The following is a 17,346-nucleotide window of genomic DNA, read 5'->3' on the forward strand; positions in this document are numbered from 1 at the left end:
GGCGCCCGGCGTGTCTACCCAAGGAAGTCCGGCTTCCGTATCTACTTTCCGTTTCCCGATGCAAACAACTCTGCTCAAGCCCCTGGCCCTGCTCCTGCTGGCCCTGTTCACCGCCGCGGCCCCGCTGCGGGCCCAAACCCCGGAAGCCCGCCCGGGCCGCCCGGAAATCCGGGCCTACTACCAGGCTAACGTACTGCCCGTGGTGCGGCAGCAGCGCCAGAAGCTCGACGCCCAGCTCTCGGCCGCCGACCAGACCCAGCTCGCCACCTACCGCGCCCAGCTGCGCGACCTGCGCCAGCGCGGCCAGGCCCTGCGCCTGCACCTGCGCCCGGCCGGCGAAGCCACCCAAGCCCGGCCGGCCCTGACCGACGCCCAGCGCCAGCAAGTGCAGCAGCTGCGCGCCGAGGGGCAGGCCATTCGCCAAAATGTGGCCCAGCTGGCCCGGAAATACGAAGCCGCCATTGCCCAGCTCGCCCAGGAAATTGCGCCCCAGAAAGCCCGGTGGCAGGCGGATATCCAGGCCCTGGCCGATAAAAATGCTTCCCCGGAACAGCGGGTTTCCCGCGGCCGCCACGGCCTGAGCATCCTGGACAAGCCTGCCCGCTTCCTGCTGTTCGAAGTGCCGGCGCCAGTCTCAGCAACGCCCGCCGCGGCAGGCAGCACCGTATTTCCCAACCCCGCCGTCAGCACCGCCCAGCTGGAGTTTGCCGTTAAAAAGGCGGGCCCCGTGACGGTGGAAGTGCTCGACGGGCGCGGCACCGTGCTGCGGACCCTCGTGCAGAACGAGCCCCGGGAAAAAGGCCTGCATACGGTATCCACCAGCGTGGAGGAGCTGCCCGCGGGCACGTACTTCTACAAAATCACCACCCGCACGGGCGTCGAAACCCAGCGCTTCGTGCGGCAATAAACTGCGCGGCTCCGGCGTAGTAAGCCAGTCCCGCGGGGCTGGCTTTTTTGTTTTGGGCCCGTAGTAAAACCCGGCCGGCCGGTTCCCTTATCTTTACCGCCGTATGATGCGCACCTTGTTTCTCTGGATTTTACTTGTCGGCACGGCAGTGGCCGTGGCAGCCTGCTGCGGCAGCGTGGCCTGCGACTGCGACGACAGCGCCGCCGACGCCATTACGCTGCGCTTCGAGGTCGACTCGCTGGGCCAGCAGTACTTCCCCTCCGACGTAGACTCGGTGTATATCCGCCGTACTCCACTCCGGGTGGCGCAGCAGCAGCTCAAGCCCGACTCGGTGCTCCTCGTACGGACCCGCGCCAACGCTGCCCAGCCCATTGTCATCAACAACGCCCAGCCGCTGGCCGCCAACGGGACCCGCAAGCTCAACGCCTACCGCTACGACCTGCGCCTGGCCAGCAAGCTGCCCAACAAGGCCCGCCCCACCCTGCGCAAGTTTCCGCAGTACGTGCTCGACTCGGTGAGCCTGAGAGGCAACTTCCAGGGCGACGGCTGCTGCACCTGCTACCAGAACACGCGCAAGGTGGTGTTCTTCAACAACGCGACCTACGACCAGACGATTGCCGGGCAAAACGGGCTAGTTCTGCGCTTTAAATAGCCTTGGCCCCCGCGGCAGGCAGCCGCGCAGTGTCGGGCTTCGTATAGAGGAAATGACAACGCATTCTGCCTGAAATCAATTGGGCGGCGCGTCTGTTGTGCCAGCACCTATGTTGAAAGAACCCGTTGTCCGCCCCGTGTCGGTGGATTTCCCCTTTAAAAGTACTCTGAGCCTCGAGCCAATCATTGCGTATTGGCAGTCGCGGGAGCAGGACTCCAACCCGGGCCTGGCCCTGCTGGCGCGCTCCATCGGCGAGCAGGTGGAGGCCGCGCCCTGGTGCCGCGGCCCCATTGCCGACATGAGCGTGCTCGACTGTAGCTGCGACCTGGTCGAGACGCTGATGATGGCCGTGTTTCCGCCCGCTTCCTTTGCCTTCGATATCAGCGGGGCCGTGCCGCCGTTTCAGCGGGTGAGCTTCTACCAGACGCCCCGCTTCGCCGAGGTGCTGCTCAACGCCAACAAGGCCGTCAAGCAGCCCCTGAACTTCGACGCCCGCACCATGGACATCTACATGGCGCGCATGGTGTACCAGCTGATTCTGGAAAAAATCTACGGCGTGCACCTGCCTCTGCAGGGCACCATCATCTTCACCATTCCCGACTACAACATCGGCTCGTACCGGCACTACGGCGTGGCCTACAACTCGGCCTTCGTGGCCGTGCGCGTGATAGGCGAAAAGCCCCAGCTCACGGCCGAGCAGATCGAGCACCTGAGCCACAACCTGCACCGCGCCGATTTGTGGAAGGAATTGCTGCCCCCGGAGAAATTTGAGCTTGAGGGCTTCAACATTCTGCACCTGGTCGACGTGACGGAGCAGGAAATCCTCTCCGAGCTCAAGTACGACCTGCTGGAGCGCGACGTGCTGCAGGCCTCCGACCGACTCGAGCAGATTCAGGAAAAGCTGCGCGTGCTCTTCGGCCGGCCGTTTCTGCAGCTTGGCATTGCCGCCTACGACGAAAAGAAAAAGGCCTTTGTGGACTTTGGCCGCAAAATCAACCACAGCTTCCTGACCAAGCAGCTCAATAATCAGGATGCCACCTCGGGCTTCCGCCAGATCTACAACCAGCTGCTCCAGGACCGCCAGCCGCTGGTTATCAGCGACGTGGAAAAGGCCGACCTGCCCGAGGACCTGCGCCAGCAGATTCTGAGCCTGGGCATCCGCAGCACCATTCTGGCCCTGCTGCCTTATGGCGACGATACGGTAGGCCTGCTCGAGCTGGGCTCGCCCAACGTGGGCGACCTGGACGAGTTCAGCGTGGAGAAGGTGCGCGACTTTGTGCCCCTGTTCGCGGTGGCCGTCAAGCGCAACGCCGAGGAAATCCAGACCCGGGTGCAGGCCATTATCAAGGAGAAGTTCACGGCCATTCACCCCACCATGGAATGGCGCTTCACCGACGCGGCCCGCAACCTGCTCGAAAAGGTGGAGGACGGCAACAAGAACGCCGAGATGGAGGATATCGTCTTCCACGACGTGTACCCGCTGCACGGCGCCAGCGACATTCGCGGCAGCAGCGTGGCCCGCAACGAGGCCATTCAGGGCGACCTGATTGAGCACCTCACGCTGGCCAACAAGGTGCTCAAAAAAGCCTCTGACTACCAGGAGCTGCCGATTCTGGACGAGCTCAAGTTCTACGTCAACAAAAACCTCAAGCGCCTGCGCCAGGGCATCCTGACCGGCGACGAGGTCAGCATCTTCGAGTCGCTGCGGACCGAGGTGGAGCCACTGTTTGAATACCTGGGCGCCAACGCCCCCGAGCTGCGGCCGGTTATTGCCAAGTACTGGGCCAACATCGACCCCGAGCTGGGCATTGTGTACAAGCGGCGCAAGGCCTTCGAGGAAAGCGTGATGCTGCTCAACGACACGGTCAGCGACTACCTCGACGAGGAAGAGGAAAAAGCCCAGCAGATGTTTCCGCACTACTTCCAGCGCTTTAAAACCGACGGCGTGGAGCACAACATCTACGTGGGTGCCTCCCTGGTCGAGGACAAGCCCTTCGACCTGGTTTTCCTGAAAAACCTGCGCCTGTGGCAGCTGCTGGTGACGGTAGAAATTGCCCGCCGCACGGCCGCGCTGAAAAGCCGGCTGGCCGTACCGCTCGAAACCACCCAGCTGATTCTGATTCACGGCCAGTCCCTGAGCATCCGCTTCCGCCAGGATGAGCGCCAGTTCGACGTGGACGGAGCCTATAATATCCGCTACGAAATCATCAAGAAGCGCATCGACAAGGCCACAGTGCTCGGCACCGGGGAGCGGCTCACCCAGCCCGGCTATATTGCCCTGGTGTATGCCCAGGTCCGGGAAGCCGCCGAATACATGGAGTATATCGACTACCTCCAGGACCGGGAACTGCTCGAGCCCGAGGTAGAGGAACTCGAGCTAGAAGAACTGCAGGGCGTGAAAGGGCTGCTGGCGTTGCGGGTGAAAGTACGCCTGTAAATGTCCTCTTTACTGCCGGAAAGCCTCGCTGCACTCCTGCGGCGGGGCTTTTACATTTGTTCGGCTTACCCTTCCCGGTCAATAACCTGAGCTTCGCGCCACCACAGGCGCAGGGCCATCCGCAGCAGAATCAGCCAGCCCAGGCCCGCGGCAAAACCGGCCAGCACGTCGGTGGCGTAGTGCACGTGCAGGTAGATGCGGGTCAGGCCGATGAGCACGGCCCAGAGCAGCAGCAGGGCCGCCCAGGCCGGGTGCCGGCCGTGCCGCCACAGCAGCCAGGCCAGGCAGCCGTAGAGGGCCATACCAATCATGGCGTGCCCGCTGGGAAAGCTCAGCCCGAACTGCTGGAGCAGGGCCGACTCGGGCCGCAGGCGGTGAAAGTGCGTTTTCAGGGCTTGGTTCAGGAGGGAGGCGCCGGCCAGGGCGAGAAAAACTTCCTGGGCCTCCCGCTTGCGCCCGCGCCAGGCCAGGCCCGCGGGCAGCAGCACGGCGCTGCCTACCAGAAACGGAGCCGAGGCAAAGAACGTGACGACCTGCACGGCAGTGGTCAGGCCCGGCAAAGCCCCGCGCAGCGCGTCCATCTGCCGGAAAGCCCAGGTATCGAGCTCCACGGAGTGCTCCACAAACACGACCCGGGTCAGGTAGAAAAATCCGGCGAAGGCTCCCAGGAATACCACCAGCACCACGACCAGCTCGGCCGTCAGAAAGCTCAGGCGGTTGAGCAGCCGCGACCAGACCGTTTTCATAAGCGCGTAGTTTATCCCGCCCAAACGCAGCCCGTGCCACTTCGTTGCGCCCGGCCGGAACCGACGGAAAACAAAAAAGCCGGTCCAAATGGACCGGCTTTCGGGGTGCGCTCGGAGAGACTCGAACTCTCACACCTTGCGGAACTGCCGCCTGAAGACAGCGCGTCTACCAATTTCGCCACAAGCGCAACTCGTATCAAACTTCAACTACCCGAGTGGCGGTGTCGTTTTGATGATGCAAAGATACGGGGCACTTTCACTTTTCGGCAATGTTAAGGCGAAAAAAATTCCGAGAAAAAGCACCCAACACGCTATTCAGGCTGTTTTTCAGTTAATTGCGGCTCATATTTTATTCGTTTTTTTACGGCTTGCTCGATTTTCTGCAGCAGCGGAATGGCAATAACGAGCCAAACCAGGCCCGCCGCGAAGCCGGCCAGCACGTCGGAGGCGTAGTGCACGCGCAGGTAAACGCGCGTCAGGCCGATAAGCAGAATCAGCAGGCTCAGCGCAATGGTAAGTAGCCAGCGCAGGGTCTGGTGGCGACGCATATGGGTCTGGACCAGGTAAATCAGCAGGCCGTAGAACGAGGCGCTGATCATGGCGTGGCCGCTGGGAAAGCTCAACCCCGAGGCCGACACGAGCGGCAGCAGGGGCCGGGGCCGGTTAAACGTGCTTTTCAGCAGCAGATTCAGCGTGATGCTACCCAGCGCCACCACGGGTACCAGCAGCGTGTACCAGCGGTGGCGGCGCAGCACCAAGAAATAGCCAATCAGCACCAGCCCGAGGGCCGTAATCCAGTTGCGCGACGCCAGGAAGGTTACCGACTCCACCCAGTTGCCGGTATTCTCGCCCAGCAGCCGGTGGGTCCAGCGGAAGGCCTGGGCATCGAAGGCCGCCGCCGACTGGGCCAGCACGGCCCGGCCCAGGGCCAGAAAGGTCACGATGCCGAGCAGCCCCACAACCAGCGTAACGGCAAATTCGGCCGCAAAAAGAAGGAATCCGGCGACGAGGCGGCGCAGGTGGTTGGTCATGGGCGGGAGGTCTTTTATGAACAGCAAGTGAATTATCCGGCGGTTCGGGAAGTTACCAAGCGGCCTTTCTTCTCCCCGATAAGCTTGCTCCAAGCCCGTCAGGCGGAGCGGGGGCGCCGGAAAACGTATTTCTTTGCAGCATGCCTAATGCGCTGAGCTATGTCTGAGGGTGGATTTGACCGGGTAGCGGCTTTTTACGACCCTCTGTCCCGGCTGGTGTTTGGGCAAGCCCTGCAGCAGGCCCAGCAGCGGGCCCTGGATGCCCTGCCCCCGGGGCATCCGTACGTACTTATCATCGGCGGAGGTTCGGGCCGGGTGCTGCTCGAGCTGCTGGCCCGCCGCCCCAACGCCCGGGTGCTCTACGTGGAAGCCTCCCCCATGATGCTGGTCAAGTCCCGCGCGACCCTGCTCCAGCACGCCCCCCGGCACGCGGGGCAGGTGGAATTCCGGCTCGGCACCCAGGCCTCCCTGCAGCCCACGGAGTCCTTCGACGCCATTGTCACCTTTTTCTTTCTGGACCTGTTCGGCCCCGCCGAGCTGGCGGCGGTGCTGGCCCCGCTGGCTGCCGCCCGCCGCCCGGGCGCCCCCTGGCTGCTGGCCGACTTCCGCCCGGCCCGTCGGCTCTGGCAGCGCGCCCTGCTGGGGGCCATGTACGGCTTCTTTCGGCTGACTACCGGCATCAGTGCCTGGCAGCTGCCCCCGCTCCACGCCGAGTTGGCCCGCCTGGGCTTGTACCCGGCCCAGCAGACGCTTTTCTACGGGGAGATGGTGGAGGCTACCGTGTTTCGGGAAGCAGCGCCGCCGGCCGCCGGGCGGACCTAGCCCGGCCGCAACGGGAGATGCCGGCAAAAAACAATCCGGCGAAACGCGGGAACGGCGGGAAAGGGCTCTATTTTTAAGCGTCCTATTCCACTTCCCTCTCCCCTGCTTATGCGGAAATCCGCTGCTACTCTCCTGCTGGCCGCTGCCCTGCCGCTGGCGGCCCTGGCCCAGGCGCCGGTGCACTACTCCCTGGCGTTTCCCAACGCCGTCCACCACGAAGCCCGCGTCACGGTAAGTTTCTCCGAGGTGCCCGCCGGCCCGCTGCAGGTGCGCATGTCCCGCAGCTCTCCGGGCCGCTACGCCCTGCACGAGTTTGCCAAGAACGTGTACGACGTGCAGGCCACCGACTCCAAAGGCCAGGCCCTGGCCGTTTCCCGCCCCGACCCCTACGGCTGGGACGTGAGCGGGCACGACGGCACGGTGCGCTTCACCTACACGCTGTTTGGCGACCGGACCGACGGCACCTACGCCGGCATCGACGCCGTGCATGCTCACCTGAATATGCCCGCCACCCTGGCCTGGGCCCGCGGGCAGGAGCAGCGCCCGGCGGAGGTGAAGTTCGACCTGCCCGCCGGCTGGCAGGTGGCCACCCAGCTGCGCCCCGACGCGGCCAAGGGCACCTACTACGCCCCCCACCTGCAGTATCTGATGGACAGCCCGACCTCGCTCGGGGCCCAGAAAACCCGCTCCTGGCAGGAACTGGGCCGCACCATCGAAATCAACATGCTCTACAACGGCACCGACGCCGAGGTAGACGACTACACGGCCAAGACCAAGCGCATTGTGAAAGAGGCCGCCGCCGTGTTCGGGGGCCTGCCGTCCTACGACTTTGGCCGCTACACCTTCGTGGTCAACTATCTGCCCCAGACCAGCTCCGACGGCATGGAGCACCGCAACTCGACCTCGGTGACCAACAGCCGGCAGCTGCGCGGCGACGACGTGATGAACAACCTGGGCACGGTCTCGCACGAGTTTTTCCACAGCTGGAACGTGGAGCGCCTCCGCCCCCGCGACCTGGAGCCCTTCGACTTTGAGCGAGCCAACATGAGCAACTCGCTCTGGTTTGCCGAGGGCTTCACCCAGTACTACGGCGACCTGGTCATGCGCCGGGCCGGCATCTTCACCGACGACCAGTACTGCCAGTACACGCTCAGCGGGGTGGTGGGCGCTATGCTCAATTCCCCGGGCGCGGCCCGCTACTCCCCGGTGCAGATGAGCCAGCAGGCCCCCTTCGTGGACGCCGCCGCCGCCATCGACCCCAACAACCGCGGCAACACCTACCTGTCGTACTACTACATCGGCGCGGCCAACGCCCTGGCCCTCGACCTGATGCTGCGCCAGGAGCACAAAACCACCCTCGACGCCTACATGCGGGCCCTGTGGCAGCAGCACGGCGAGCCCCAGCAGAACTACGCCCCCGCCAAGCCCTACACCATCCCCGACTTGCAGCGCGTGCTCGGGGAGGTCAGCAAGGACACGGCCTTCGCGGGGCAGTTCTTCCGCCAGCACATTCTGGGGCATGAGCTGCCCAAGTTTGAACAATTGCTGGCCCCGGCCGGCCTGCTGGTGCGCCGGGCCCGCGCCGGGCAGGCCAGCCTGATGGCCCGCCCCGTCTACAACGCCGCCGACAGCACCGCCACGCTGGGCAGCACCCTCGTGGGCAGCCCCCTCTACCAGGCCGGCCTCGACCGGGAAGACGTGCTGCGCAAAGTCGATGGGCAGCGCCTGACCAGTGCCAAAACCCTGACCGAGCTGGTAGCCGCCCACAAGCCCGGCGACGTGGTGGCCGTGGAGTACCGCACCCGCGGCGGCATCCGCACCGCCCAGGTGACGCTGGCCGAAGACCCCAGCCTGGAAGTGGTGACCTACGAAGCCGCCAAGAAGCCCGTCACGAAAGCCATGAAGAAGTTCCGCACCGAGTGGCTGAGCGGCAAGGCCAAGTAGCCAAGCCCGGAGCCAAACAGAAAGGGGACGCCAGCAGCTGGCGTCCCCTTTCTGTTTGGCTTCACTTGGTGCGACTTACCGCCGGCGGCCGAAGATGCGCAGCAGGAACAGGAACAGGTTGATGAAGTCCAGGTAGAGCGAGAGGGCGCCCCAGACGGCCGTTTTACGGTCCAGGTCGTCGTTGCCCAGGCCCATAAAGGCCATCATCTTGATTTTCTGGGTGTCGTAGGCAATCAAAGCCACGAACAGCAACACGCCCACGAAGGTAGTAATCCAGTACAGCGTGGAGTTAAACCAGAACATGTTCACGACCGAGGCAATGACCAGCCCGATCAGGCCCATCAGCAGCAGGCTGCCCCAGCGGCTCAGGTCGGCGCCCGTGAAGAAGCCGTACAGACTCATCACCCCGAAGGTGGCCCCGGAAATAAAGAACGTGGAAGCAATGGACTCCTGGGTGTAAATCATGAAGATCAGGCCCAGGGTAATGCCGTTGAGCAGGGCGTAGCCCGTAAAGGCGCCCACGGCCTGATTGACGCTCATCTCCAGCAGGTTGCGCCCCAGGTAGCCCACCACCAGCAGCTCGGTGATGATAAGCCCCCAGAACACCAGGCGGTTGCCGAAAACCAGCTCCTGAATTTCGGGCGAGGCGCCCACTATCATGGCCACGCCGCCGGTCAGGGCCAGGGCCCCGGCCATCCAGCCGTAGACCTGGGTCATAAACCGCACCTGAATCTGGGCGGCCTCCTCGGGAGAAATCTGGAGCGCCTGCGGCTCTTCGGGTAAGAATTCGTTCATCGGAAAGGAAATAGGAAAGGTGAGAACAATAGGTTTCGGCCTAAAGTACTGGGTTGGCGCAATAAAGCCAATTCCGCGGCGGCTGTCCTCGCCCGCAATTGCGGCGTACCTTCGCCCCCGATGCCCCCCGACCGCCGCCTGCTGCTGATTTACACCATTATCCTGCTCGACGTCGTCGTGGGCGCGGCCATTGGGCCCAGCATGCCGGAGTTTGTGCGCGGCCTGCCCCAGCCCCAGCTCTGGCTGTCGGTGGGCACGGGGCTGTTTCTGGGCGTGCAGCTGTTTTCGGCCCCGGTACTGGGCCGCCTCTCCGACGGCTACGGACGCCGCCCCATCCTGATCCTGGCGGCCGTGGGCACGCTGCTGGCCAACCTGCTGCTGCTGCCCGTGCGGGCGGGCTTCCTGTTTGCCAACCGCGTCAGCGACGGCCTCACCAACGGCATGTACGCCACCATCCGCTCGGCCATCACCGACATCTCGCCCCGGGAGCAGCTGTTCAAGAACCTGGGCATCGAGGGCGCCATCATCTCCCTGGGCTTCGTGCTGGGGCCCATGACGGCGGGCCTGCTGCTGACCGTGCTGGCCGTGCCCCCGGGCCGGCAGGCCCACGCCATTGTGGCCCTGGCCGTGGCCCTGGCCGCCCTGAACGTGGTGCTGAGCCTACTGCTGCGCGAAACTCACCAGCAGCGCAACGGGGTGCGTGGGGCCGAGCTGCGCGCCGAGCTGAGCCGGGCCCTGAACGTGCTGACGCTCTGGTCGCGCCTGGCCGCCAAAGACACGCCCCGGCGCGGGCTGCGCACTATCGTGCTGATGCAGGTGGCCCTGACCCTGAGTACGGGCTACTACTTCTACTTCGTGGCCTTCGCCAGCCTGGGCCCCCTGCGCCTCGACGCGCGGATGCTGTCCTACTACTTCATGTTTTTTGGCTCGCTCAGCATCGGCATCAATTACGTGTTCTACACCTTCCTGGCCGATAAGATCAACCAGCAGAAAGCCATTTTCTGGCTGGCCCTGGTGGGCGTGCCGGTGCTGGCCGGCTACGGGCTGGTCGGCCACTCCCTGCTCCGCCTGGGTGTCCTGACCGTGCTCGACTGCTTCACGCTGTCCTTGATTCAGGGCCTGCTGGAGGGGCTGCTGGCCCAGCGCACCACCGACGAGGACCGGGGCGAAATCTTCGGCCTTAATCAGGCGTTGCAGGGGCTGGCCAGCTTCGCTACTACGCTGGTGTTCGGGGGCCTGTCGGTGCTGGACCTGCGCCTGCCCTTCGCCTGGTTTGCCCTCTGCCTGGGGGCGGTGGCCTGGCAGGCCCGGCGCGGCCTGCGCCCCGAGTAGCCTGCGCGCCGGCCCTCCCGGCCAGCTCCCCCGGCCGTAGCGCCCTTTCTTTCACGACCTAAGCCGCCCGCTGCCACTGCTCTCCCCCCGCCGGAAAATGGACATTTCCCATATCCTGGCTTCGTCTTGTCTTCGCGCTGCTTCCGGGTTTCCTTCGGGTTGCGTTCGGGTTGGCTTCGGGTTAGCGGGTAGTCAGGTAGCTTCTGGCGAAATAGCACGAATCAGAGAGTGACTTCCAGGTGGCCGGTATGCCCGGGGTAGTCGGTGGCGGTGGCCGTGATGCGCAGGCCGGACAGCACGGGCACGCGGGTAGTGGTGCAGTAGCACCACTGGGTTACGTCGGGGCCGGGCGCGGCGGGGCCTTCTTCCACCGCCCGGCCGGTGGCATCGGTCAGGCTGACGTGCACGCCGGCCACGCCGTAGTTGTCGGTGGCCGTGACGTAGAGCAACTGGCCGGGCTCCCCGGAGTAGCCCGTTAGGTCGAGGGCCTGCACGGTGGGCGGGCACAGGAAGTCGGCGACGAGCATGGTGTGCAGGCCACCGTGGGGCTTGTGGGGCCGGCCGGCGAAGCGGGCCTGGGTGGCGGGGTTGGCGGCCTGGGCCCGGGCGTAGCAGTTGGCTTCGGCAAACAGGGCCTGCCGGGCCAGCTGCCGGGGGCTCCGGGGCTTTTCGGACTTGGCCGGGGCCATGCTCACGATGGTATCATTGCCGACCTGCCGAAACGTGAGCTGCTTGCCGAGCGTGCCGCTCAGGCCCTGGAGCAGCAGGTTGTTACGAACTTTAGCCATAGGAATAAGAGTTAGCGGTACGGCAGCCAATATACCTATTGGCGGCTTCCGGCCGAGGCCCGCATTGCCGACACTTTGCGTACCTTGGTCAAAGCAAATCCGGTCTTTATTCTTCCTGGCTATGTTCCGAATCCCGCTTAGTCTGACGTTGTTGCTGGCCCTGGCCGGTACCGCCGCGGCCCAAACTACGGCCCTGCCTACCACCGCGCCCCCGGCCACTCCGGCCACTCCGGCCCTGGGCTTGTCGGCCCCGCGGGTGTCGTACAGCCTGAACGCGGGCTTTATCACGGCGGGCCGGTTCGGGTCGGCGTCGTACCTGACCCCGCTGGCTTCTTATCAGCTCACCAAGCGGGTGTCGGTATTTGCGGGCCTGACCTACCTGCATATTGCCCCCGGCCTGGGCATGGTCACGCCCGAGGCGGCCCGCACCCTGGGCACGGCGGGCCTGAACCGCTACGTAATCCAGATGGGCGGGGCCTACGCCCTCTCCCCGCGCACCACGCTGGTAGGCTCAGCTTGGAAAGACCTGACCCCGGCCTCGTTCGGGGCGGGCGTCAGCCCTTACGCGGGCTTCACCACCCAGGGCTCGGGCGTGAATATGCGGGCCGACTTCAAGGTCTCGGAGCACATGACCCTGTCGGGGGGGGTGCGGGTTTCCAACGGGGCCGCCCCGGGCTACTCGCCGTTTGCCATCGGGCCCTTCGGCTACTAGCCCTTTCTTGCCGCAGCTTTTTACCGGCCCCGGGACATTTCCGGGGCTTTGCTGTTTCTTTGGCCCCCGCACTTCTCCCCTTTTTCGCTCCCATGGCTCCCCGTATCACCTACGTCCGTAACGAAGCGCTTCGCACCGTCAAGGCCGGCGACCCGGGCAACAAGCGCTTCGGCCGCCAGTTTGCCAATGGCGAGGAGCTGTATACCCCGGAGCTGAGCAACGTCTTTCGCTGGAAGTTCCTGACCGAAAACCCGCAGAAGGCCGAGAAGAAGCAGGACACCTGGGCGCCGCCGGTGGTCGACTGCACCGCCTTTCTGCAGGGCCAGCAAGACGGGCTGGTGTGGCTGGGGCACGCCTCGTTTGTGCTGCGCTCGGGGGGCGTGACGCTGCTCTTCGACCCGGTGCTGTTCGATTCCACCTTCCTCAAGCGCCGCCACCCGCTGCCCTGCCGGCCCGAGGCCCTGACCAACATCGACTACCTGCTGCTCAGCCACGGGCACCGCGACCATCTCGATGAAGCTTCCTTTAAGCTGCTGGTCCGGCAAAATCCCACGATGCAGGTGCTCACGGGCCTGGGCATGACGCCGGTGCTGCACGGCATGGCCCCCGGGGTGCCCGTGCAGGAAGCGGGCTGGTGGCAGCAGTTCGACCTGCACCACGCCGCCCCGCTGGAAATCTACTTTCTGCCCGCCTCCCACTGGTACCGCCGGGGCCTCAACGACCTGAACCGGGTGCTCTGGGGCAGCTTTCTAGTCCGGGCCCAGGACAAGCTGCTCTACTTCGGGGCCGACTCGTCCTACGCCGGGCACTTCGAGGACATTGAGCGGCAGTTTGGTCCCGTGGATATCAGCTTCCTCGGCATCGGGGCCTACAAGCCCGCCTTTATGATGCAGCACAGCCATACCAACCCCCACGAGGCGGCCAAGGCGGCCAACGTGCTGCGCGCCGGCCACGTGGTGCCCATGCACTACGGCACTTTCGACCTCAGCGACGAGCCCGCCTCCGAGCCCATCCGGACCCTGCAGGACGTGGCCGCGGGCGGCATGCTGCGCGGGGAGCTGCACGTGCCCGCCGTGGGCGAGGTGCTCAACTGGCCGGCCTGGGAATAGCCTACCGGCCCTGGCGAGTCCGGCCGGGGGCCGTATCTTTACCCACCCATTTCGCCTTCTATGTCCCCGACCCTGGTTTTAAGCCTGATTGCCGGCTACTTCGTCATTCTGATCATCATTGCCCTGCTCACCTCGCGCAAAGCCACGAGTGAGAGCTTCTTCGTGGCCAACCGCAACGCGCCCTGGTACATGGTGGCCTTCGCCATGATCGGGACCTCGCTGTCGGGAGTCACCTTTATTTCGGTGCCGGGCATGGTCTACTCCCAGAGCTGGAGCTACATGGCCGTGGTGGCGGGCTACGTGGTGGGCTACCTCGTCATTGGCACGGTGCTCATGCCGCTCTACTACCGGCTGCGGCTGGTGAGCATCTACACTTACCTCGAGCAGCGGTTCGGGTTCTGGAGCTACAAGACCGGCGCCTTTTTCTTTCTGCTGAGCCGGGCCATCGGCGCCTCGTTCCGCCTGTTTTTGGTGGCCGGGGTGCTCCAGCTGGCCGTCTTCGACGGCATGGGCGTGCCGTTTTCGGTCACGGTGTCGGTAAGCATCCTGCTGATTTACCTCTACACCTTCCGCGGGGGCCTCAAAACGATTCTCTGGACCGACGCCTTCCAGACCATGGCTATGCTGCTGTGCGTGGGGGTGAGCATTTACCTGATTTCCTCGGAGCTGAACCTGGGCTTTAAGGAAATGGTGGCCACGGTGAAGAACTCGGAGATGTCGCGCATCTACTTCTCCGACCTCAAGGACGACAAGTTCTTCTGGAAGCAGTTTGCCTCCGGGGCCTTTATTACCATCGTCATGACCGGCCTCGACCAGGACCTGATGCAGAAGAACTTGAGCTGCCGCAACCTCGGCGAGGCCCAGAAAAACATGTTCTGGTTTACCATCGTGCTGGTGTTCGTCAACATCTTCTTCCTGACTTTGGGCGTGCTGCTCTACCAGTTTGCCGCCGCCAAGGGCATTGCCCTGCCCGTGGGGCCGACCGGCAAAGTCATCGGGGACAACGTGTTTCCGCTCCTGGCCACCGAGCACTTCACGCTCTTCGCCGGCATCGTGTTCATCCTGGGCATCATTGCCGTTACCTACGCCTCCGCCGACTCGGCCCTGACGGCCCTGACCACCTCGTTCTGCGTTGACTTCCTGGTTATCGGCCGGTTTCCGGAAAAGCGGCAGGCCACGCTGCGCAAGCTGGCCCACTTTGGCTTCTCCATCATCCTGATTATCATCATCCTGATTTTCAAGGCCATCAACGACCAGAGCGTTATCACGGCCGTCTTCAAGGCCGCCGGCTACACCTACGGGCCGCTGCTGGGCCTGTACTCGTTCGGGCTGTTTTTGCAGCGCGGCGTGCACGACCGGCTGGTGCCCTACGTGTGCGTGGCGGCCCCGCTGATTACCTATTTCATCAACATCAACTCCAAGGCCTGGTGGGGCTACGAGTTCGGCTTCGAGATTCTGATTCTGAACGGCGTGCTCACCTTTCTCGGGCTGCTGGCTATTTCGCGGCCCCGCAACCTGGAATTGAACCCGGTATAAGTCCCGGGATGTTAGAGCTCAGGCGGTAGGCACGGGGTTTCTGTGCGTACCTTTGCGCGTTCGTCAATGATGGCGCAGCGCGAACCTAGCTTCCCTTTGCCCGTGAAACATCTGTTTTTCATCTTGCCGGCCGTAGGTTTGGCCCTCGGGGCCCAGGCCCAGCAGCCGGCGCCGGCCAAAGCTCCCGTGGTGCTCAAGTCCGGCCACATGCAGGCCCAGCGCACTCCCGCCGCCAACCGCCCCGACGTGGCCCCGCAGTTTCCGGGCGGCGCCACGGCCCTGAGCGAGTTTTTTCAGCAGAATGTAAAGTATCCCGAGGCGGCCCGCGTCAACAAAGTGACGGGCAACGTGCTGACCCGGTTCACGGTCGAAGCCGACGGCCGGGTGAGCTCCCCGCTCGTGGTGCAGGGCCTGAGCCCGGAGTGCGACGCGGAAGCCCTGCGGGTGCTGGCGTTGCTGCCGGCCTGGCAGCCCGCCACCCGTAAGGGCCAGCCCGTGGCCATTCAGGTGCAGCTGCCCGTCCCGTTTGGCAACAGCGCAAATCTGCAAGTCGAGAAATCGAAGACGAAAGTGAAGTTTGAATAAAGGTTGTAGGACGTAAGGCGTGGAGGTTAGAGGTCATTCAATAGTACAGAGTGGTACAGAAATGATTGCTACACCCTGCGCCCCAAGGCCCTAAGCCCTAACGAAGAATATGGCCAGAAGTGGAATGAATACCAGCGGCACGACCCTTGATCCGGACGGGCCCAAGAAGAAGTTAACCAAGGAAAGTCTGCGCCAGGGCCTGCGGATTTTCCGCTTTACCCTGCCCTACCGTACCAAGTTTATCATCGGGCTGGTGCTGCTGACCCTGTCCAGCGCCACGACCATGACCTTTCCCTGGATTATCGGCAAGCTCGCCGATACGGCCAGCGGGCACCCGGTGGTATTGCCCACCGGCGCCGTGGTTAGCATCAACCAGATTGCGCTGGGCTTTTTCGTGCTGATTTTGCTCCAGGGCTCGTTCTCCTTCGGCCGCATCTGGCTCTTTACCCAGGTCAGCGAGTTCACCGTGCGCGACATTCGCCAGGGCCTGTACCGGAAGTTCGTCTCGCTGCCGATTCCCTACTTCGAGAAAAACCGCGTGGGCGCCATCACCTCCCGCATCACCTCCGACGTGGGCGTGATTCAGGACTCGTTTTCGCTGACCCTGGCCGAGCTGTTCCGGCAGGTGATGACGCTGGTAGCCGGCATCGTGTTTATCATGGTTGTGTCGGTGAAGCTCTCGTTGTTTATGCTGCTCACGTTTCCGCCCATCGTGGTGCTGGCCATGGTCTTTGGCAAGAAGATTCGGGTGCTGGCCAAAACCACCCAGGACGAGCTGGCCAAAACCAACGTTATCGTGGAGGAAACCCTGCAGGGCATCAACACGGTGAAAGCCTTCACCAACGAGCAGTTTGAAACCCAGCGCTACGGGGCCTCGCTCACCCGCACGGTGCAGGCGGCCCTGCGCAGCAACCTCTACCGCGGCGGCTTCGTGTCGTTTGTCATCATCGGCTTGTTCGGGGGTATCGTGCTGGTGCTCTGGCGGGCGGCCACGCTGGTGCAGGCCGGGCAGATGACCATCGGCGACCTAACCCAGTTTGCCCTCTACACTATGTTTATTGGGGCTTCCGTGGCCGGTTTGGGCGAGCTCTACGGCAAGGTGCAAAGCACGCTGGGCGCCTCGGAGCGCATCCTCGAAATCCTCGATGAGCCTTCCGAGCCCAGCCACCAGCCCCGGGTAGCCGGCACGGCGCCCCTGCAGGTACGCGGCGACATCGACTACCGTCACGTGGCCTTCTCCTACCCTACCCGTCCCGATTTGCCGGTGCTGCAGGACATCAGCTTCGACATTCAGGCCGGGGAAAAGATTGCGCTGGTCGGCCCCTCGGGCGCGGGCAAGAGCACCATTGTGCAGCTGCTGATGCAGTTCTACGAGCTCAGCGGCGGCAAAATCCTCATCGACGGCCGCGACGTGCGCCAGCTCGACCTGACCGAGCTACGGAGCCACATCGGCATCGTGCCCCAGGAAACGTTGCTCTTCGGCGGCACCATTCGGGAAAACATTGCCTACGGCAAGACCGACGCCACCGATGAGGAAATCATTTTGGCCGCGCGCAAGGCCAACGCCTGGCAGTTCATCTCCACCTTCCCCGAGGGCCTCGACACCATAGTCGGGGAACGGGGCGTGAAGCTCTCGGGCGGACAGCGCCAGCGCGTGGCCATTGCCCGGGCCATCCTGAAAAACCCCGCCATCCTGATCCTGGACGAAGCCACCTCCGCCCTCGACTCCGAGAGCGAGAAGCTCGTGCAAAGCGCCATGGACGAGCTCATGCAGAACCGTACCAGCATCATCATTGCTCACCGCCTGAGCACCATCCGCAAAGTCGACAAGATCCTGGTCATCGACGGGGGCCGCATCGTGGAGCAGGGTACCCACGAGGAGCTCAGCCACAGCGAAAACGGGCTCTATGCGAATCTGCTTAAGCTGCAGTTTGAGCTGAGTTAAGGGCT

The 17,346-nt window shown here is 63.9% G+C and carries 15 protein-coding genes and 1 tRNA gene; 11 read left to right on the forward strand and 5 right to left on the reverse strand.

Annotated elements, in window-relative coordinates; genetic code table 11:
• Nucleotides 1-58 precede the first annotated feature (58 nt).
• The 3 genes from EWM57_RS21760 to EWM57_RS04995 all read left to right on the forward strand — a co-directional run bounded on the left by EWM57_RS21760 (nt 59) and on the right by EWM57_RS04995 (nt 3,996).
• Entirely contained in the window at nt 59-907 is an 849-nt protein-coding gene (locus EWM57_RS21760; protein ID WP_129920035.1) for a T9SS type A sorting domain-containing protein, read from the forward strand.
• A 103-nt stretch (nt 908-1,010) separates the two neighbouring features.
• Nucleotides 1,011-1,559 carry a hypothetical protein gene (locus tag EWM57_RS04990; RefSeq protein WP_129920036.1) on the forward strand — a complete coding sequence of 183 codons (549 nt, stop codon included), beginning with the start codon at nt 1,011-1,013 and terminating at the stop codon, nt 1,557-1,559.
• A 109-nt stretch (nt 1,560-1,668) separates the two neighbouring features.
• Complete coding sequence (locus tag EWM57_RS04995; RefSeq protein WP_129920037.1) at nt 1,669-3,996, forward strand: GAF domain-containing protein; 2,328 nt, start codon at nt 1,669-1,671, stop codon at nt 3,994-3,996.
• Nucleotides 3,997-4,061: 65 nt separating this feature from the next.
• Here the strand turns inward: EWM57_RS04995 and EWM57_RS05000 are convergent, their stop codons facing one another.
• From EWM57_RS05000 to EWM57_RS05010, 3 genes are all read right to left on the reverse strand, one after another.
• Nucleotides 4,062-4,742 carry a phosphatase PAP2 family protein gene (locus EWM57_RS05000; protein WP_129920038.1) on the reverse strand — a complete coding sequence of 227 codons (681 nt, stop codon included), beginning with the start codon at nt 4,740-4,742 and terminating at the stop codon, nt 4,062-4,064.
• A 106-nt stretch (nt 4,743-4,848) separates the two neighbouring features.
• Nucleotides 4,849-4,930: transfer RNA gene (locus EWM57_RS05005), tRNA-Leu, on the reverse strand.
• Nucleotides 4,931-5,053: 123 nt separating this feature from the next.
• Nucleotides 5,054-5,773: a phosphatase PAP2 family protein gene (locus tag EWM57_RS05010; RefSeq protein WP_129920039.1), complete on the reverse strand. Its 720-nt coding sequence runs from the start codon at nt 5,771-5,773 to the stop codon at nt 5,054-5,056.
• A gap of 159 nt (nt 5,774-5,932) precedes the next feature.
• Between EWM57_RS05010 and EWM57_RS05015 the strand changes: the two genes are divergently transcribed.
• Both EWM57_RS05015 and EWM57_RS05020 read left to right on the forward strand, forming a co-directional pair.
• Nucleotides 5,933-6,595 carry a class I SAM-dependent methyltransferase gene (locus EWM57_RS05015; protein ID WP_129920040.1) on the forward strand — a complete coding sequence of 221 codons (663 nt, stop codon included), beginning with the start codon at nt 5,933-5,935 and terminating at the stop codon, nt 6,593-6,595.
• Nucleotides 6,596-6,703: 108 nt separating this feature from the next.
• On the forward strand, nt 6,704-8,539 hold the full coding sequence (locus EWM57_RS05020) for a M61 family metallopeptidase (RefSeq protein ID WP_242509985.1): 1,836 nt from the start codon (nt 6,704-6,706) through the stop codon (nt 8,537-8,539).
• Between the two features lie 75 nt (nt 8,540-8,614).
• Here EWM57_RS05020 and EWM57_RS05025 read toward each other — a convergent pair whose 3' ends face one another.
• A complete protein-coding gene (locus EWM57_RS05025; protein WP_129920041.1) occupies nt 8,615-9,334 on the reverse strand; it encodes a Bax inhibitor-1/YccA family protein in 720 nt (239 codons plus the stop codon).
• 120 nt (nt 9,335-9,454) lie between these two features.
• On the opposite strand from EWM57_RS05025, the gene EWM57_RS05030 reads away from it, so the two are divergent.
• Nucleotides 9,455-10,666: an MFS transporter gene (locus EWM57_RS05030; protein ID WP_129920042.1), complete on the forward strand. Its 1,212-nt coding sequence runs from the start codon at nt 9,455-9,457 to the stop codon at nt 10,664-10,666.
• A gap of 221 nt (nt 10,667-10,887) precedes the next feature.
• On the opposite strand, the gene EWM57_RS05035 is transcribed toward EWM57_RS05030, so the two are convergent.
• A complete protein-coding gene (locus EWM57_RS05035; protein WP_129920043.1) occupies nt 10,888-11,454 on the reverse strand; it encodes a hypothetical protein in 567 nt (188 codons plus the stop codon).
• A 121-nt stretch (nt 11,455-11,575) separates the two neighbouring features.
• Between EWM57_RS05035 and EWM57_RS05040 the strand changes: the two genes are divergently transcribed.
• From EWM57_RS05040 to EWM57_RS05060, 5 genes are all read left to right on the forward strand, one after another.
• On the forward strand, nt 11,576-12,166 hold the full coding sequence (locus EWM57_RS05040; RefSeq protein ID WP_129920044.1) for a hypothetical protein: 591 nt from the start codon (nt 11,576-11,578) through the stop codon (nt 12,164-12,166).
• A gap of 92 nt (nt 12,167-12,258) precedes the next feature.
• Entirely contained in the window at nt 12,259-13,275 is a 1,017-nt protein-coding gene (locus EWM57_RS05045) for an MBL fold metallo-hydrolase (protein WP_129920045.1), read from the forward strand.
• 60 nt (nt 13,276-13,335) lie between these two features.
• Nucleotides 13,336-14,811, forward strand: a complete 1,476-nt coding sequence (locus EWM57_RS05050) for a sodium:solute symporter (protein ID WP_129920046.1) — start codon at nt 13,336-13,338, stop codon at nt 14,809-14,811.
• 102 nt (nt 14,812-14,913) lie between these two features.
• Entirely contained in the window at nt 14,914-15,396 is a 483-nt protein-coding gene (locus EWM57_RS05055) for an energy transducer TonB (protein WP_165370416.1), read from the forward strand.
• 109 nt (nt 15,397-15,505) lie between these two features.
• Nucleotides 15,506-17,341 (forward strand): ABC transporter ATP-binding protein, encoded by a 1,836-nt coding sequence (locus EWM57_RS05060; protein ID WP_242509986.1) that lies wholly within the window; start codon nt 15,506-15,508, stop codon nt 17,339-17,341.
• The last annotated feature ends 5 nt before the right edge of the window (nt 17,342-17,346 follow it).

It is taken from the genome of Hymenobacter persicinus, assembly GCF_004167665.1.
GTDB lineage: Bacteria > Bacteroidota > Bacteroidia > Cytophagales > Hymenobacteraceae > Hymenobacter > Hymenobacter persicinus.

Excerpts from the sequence above, each read along its gene's own strand:
- EWM57_RS21760 (WP_129920035.1), top strand. The coding sequence starts at position 59 with ATGCAAACAACTCTGCTCAAGCCCCTGGCCCTGCTCCTGCTGGCCCTG.
- EWM57_RS04990 (WP_129920036.1), top strand. The coding sequence starts at position 1,011 with ATGATGCGCACCTTGTTTCTCTGGATTTTACTTGTCGGCACGGCAGTG.
- EWM57_RS04995 (WP_129920037.1), top strand. The coding sequence starts at position 1,669 with ATGTTGAAAGAACCCGTTGTCCGCCCCGTGTCGGTGGATTTCCCCTTT.
- EWM57_RS05000 (WP_129920038.1), bottom strand. The coding sequence starts at position 4,742 with ATGAAAACGGTCTGGTCGCGGCTGCTCAACCGCCTGAGCTTTCTGACG.
- EWM57_RS05010 (WP_129920039.1), bottom strand. The coding sequence starts at position 5,773 with ATGACCAACCACCTGCGCCGCCTCGTCGCCGGATTCCTTCTTTTTGCG.
- EWM57_RS05015 (WP_129920040.1), top strand. The coding sequence starts at position 5,933 with ATGTCTGAGGGTGGATTTGACCGGGTAGCGGCTTTTTACGACCCTCTG.
- EWM57_RS05020 (WP_242509985.1), top strand. The coding sequence starts at position 6,704 with ATGCGGAAATCCGCTGCTACTCTCCTGCTGGCCGCTGCCCTGCCGCTG.
- EWM57_RS05025 (WP_129920041.1), bottom strand. The coding sequence starts at position 9,334 with ATGAACGAATTCTTACCCGAAGAGCCGCAGGCGCTCCAGATTTCTCCC.
- EWM57_RS05030 (WP_129920042.1), top strand. The coding sequence starts at position 9,455 with ATGCCCCCCGACCGCCGCCTGCTGCTGATTTACACCATTATCCTGCTC.
- EWM57_RS05035 (WP_129920043.1), bottom strand. The coding sequence starts at position 11,454 with ATGGCTAAAGTTCGTAACAACCTGCTGCTCCAGGGCCTGAGCGGCACG.
- EWM57_RS05040 (WP_129920044.1), top strand. The coding sequence starts at position 11,576 with ATGTTCCGAATCCCGCTTAGTCTGACGTTGTTGCTGGCCCTGGCCGGT.
- EWM57_RS05045 (WP_129920045.1), top strand. The coding sequence starts at position 12,259 with ATGGCTCCCCGTATCACCTACGTCCGTAACGAAGCGCTTCGCACCGTC.
- EWM57_RS05050 (WP_129920046.1), top strand. The coding sequence starts at position 13,336 with ATGTCCCCGACCCTGGTTTTAAGCCTGATTGCCGGCTACTTCGTCATT.
- EWM57_RS05060 (WP_242509986.1), top strand. The coding sequence starts at position 15,506 with ATGGCCAGAAGTGGAATGAATACCAGCGGCACGACCCTTGATCCGGAC.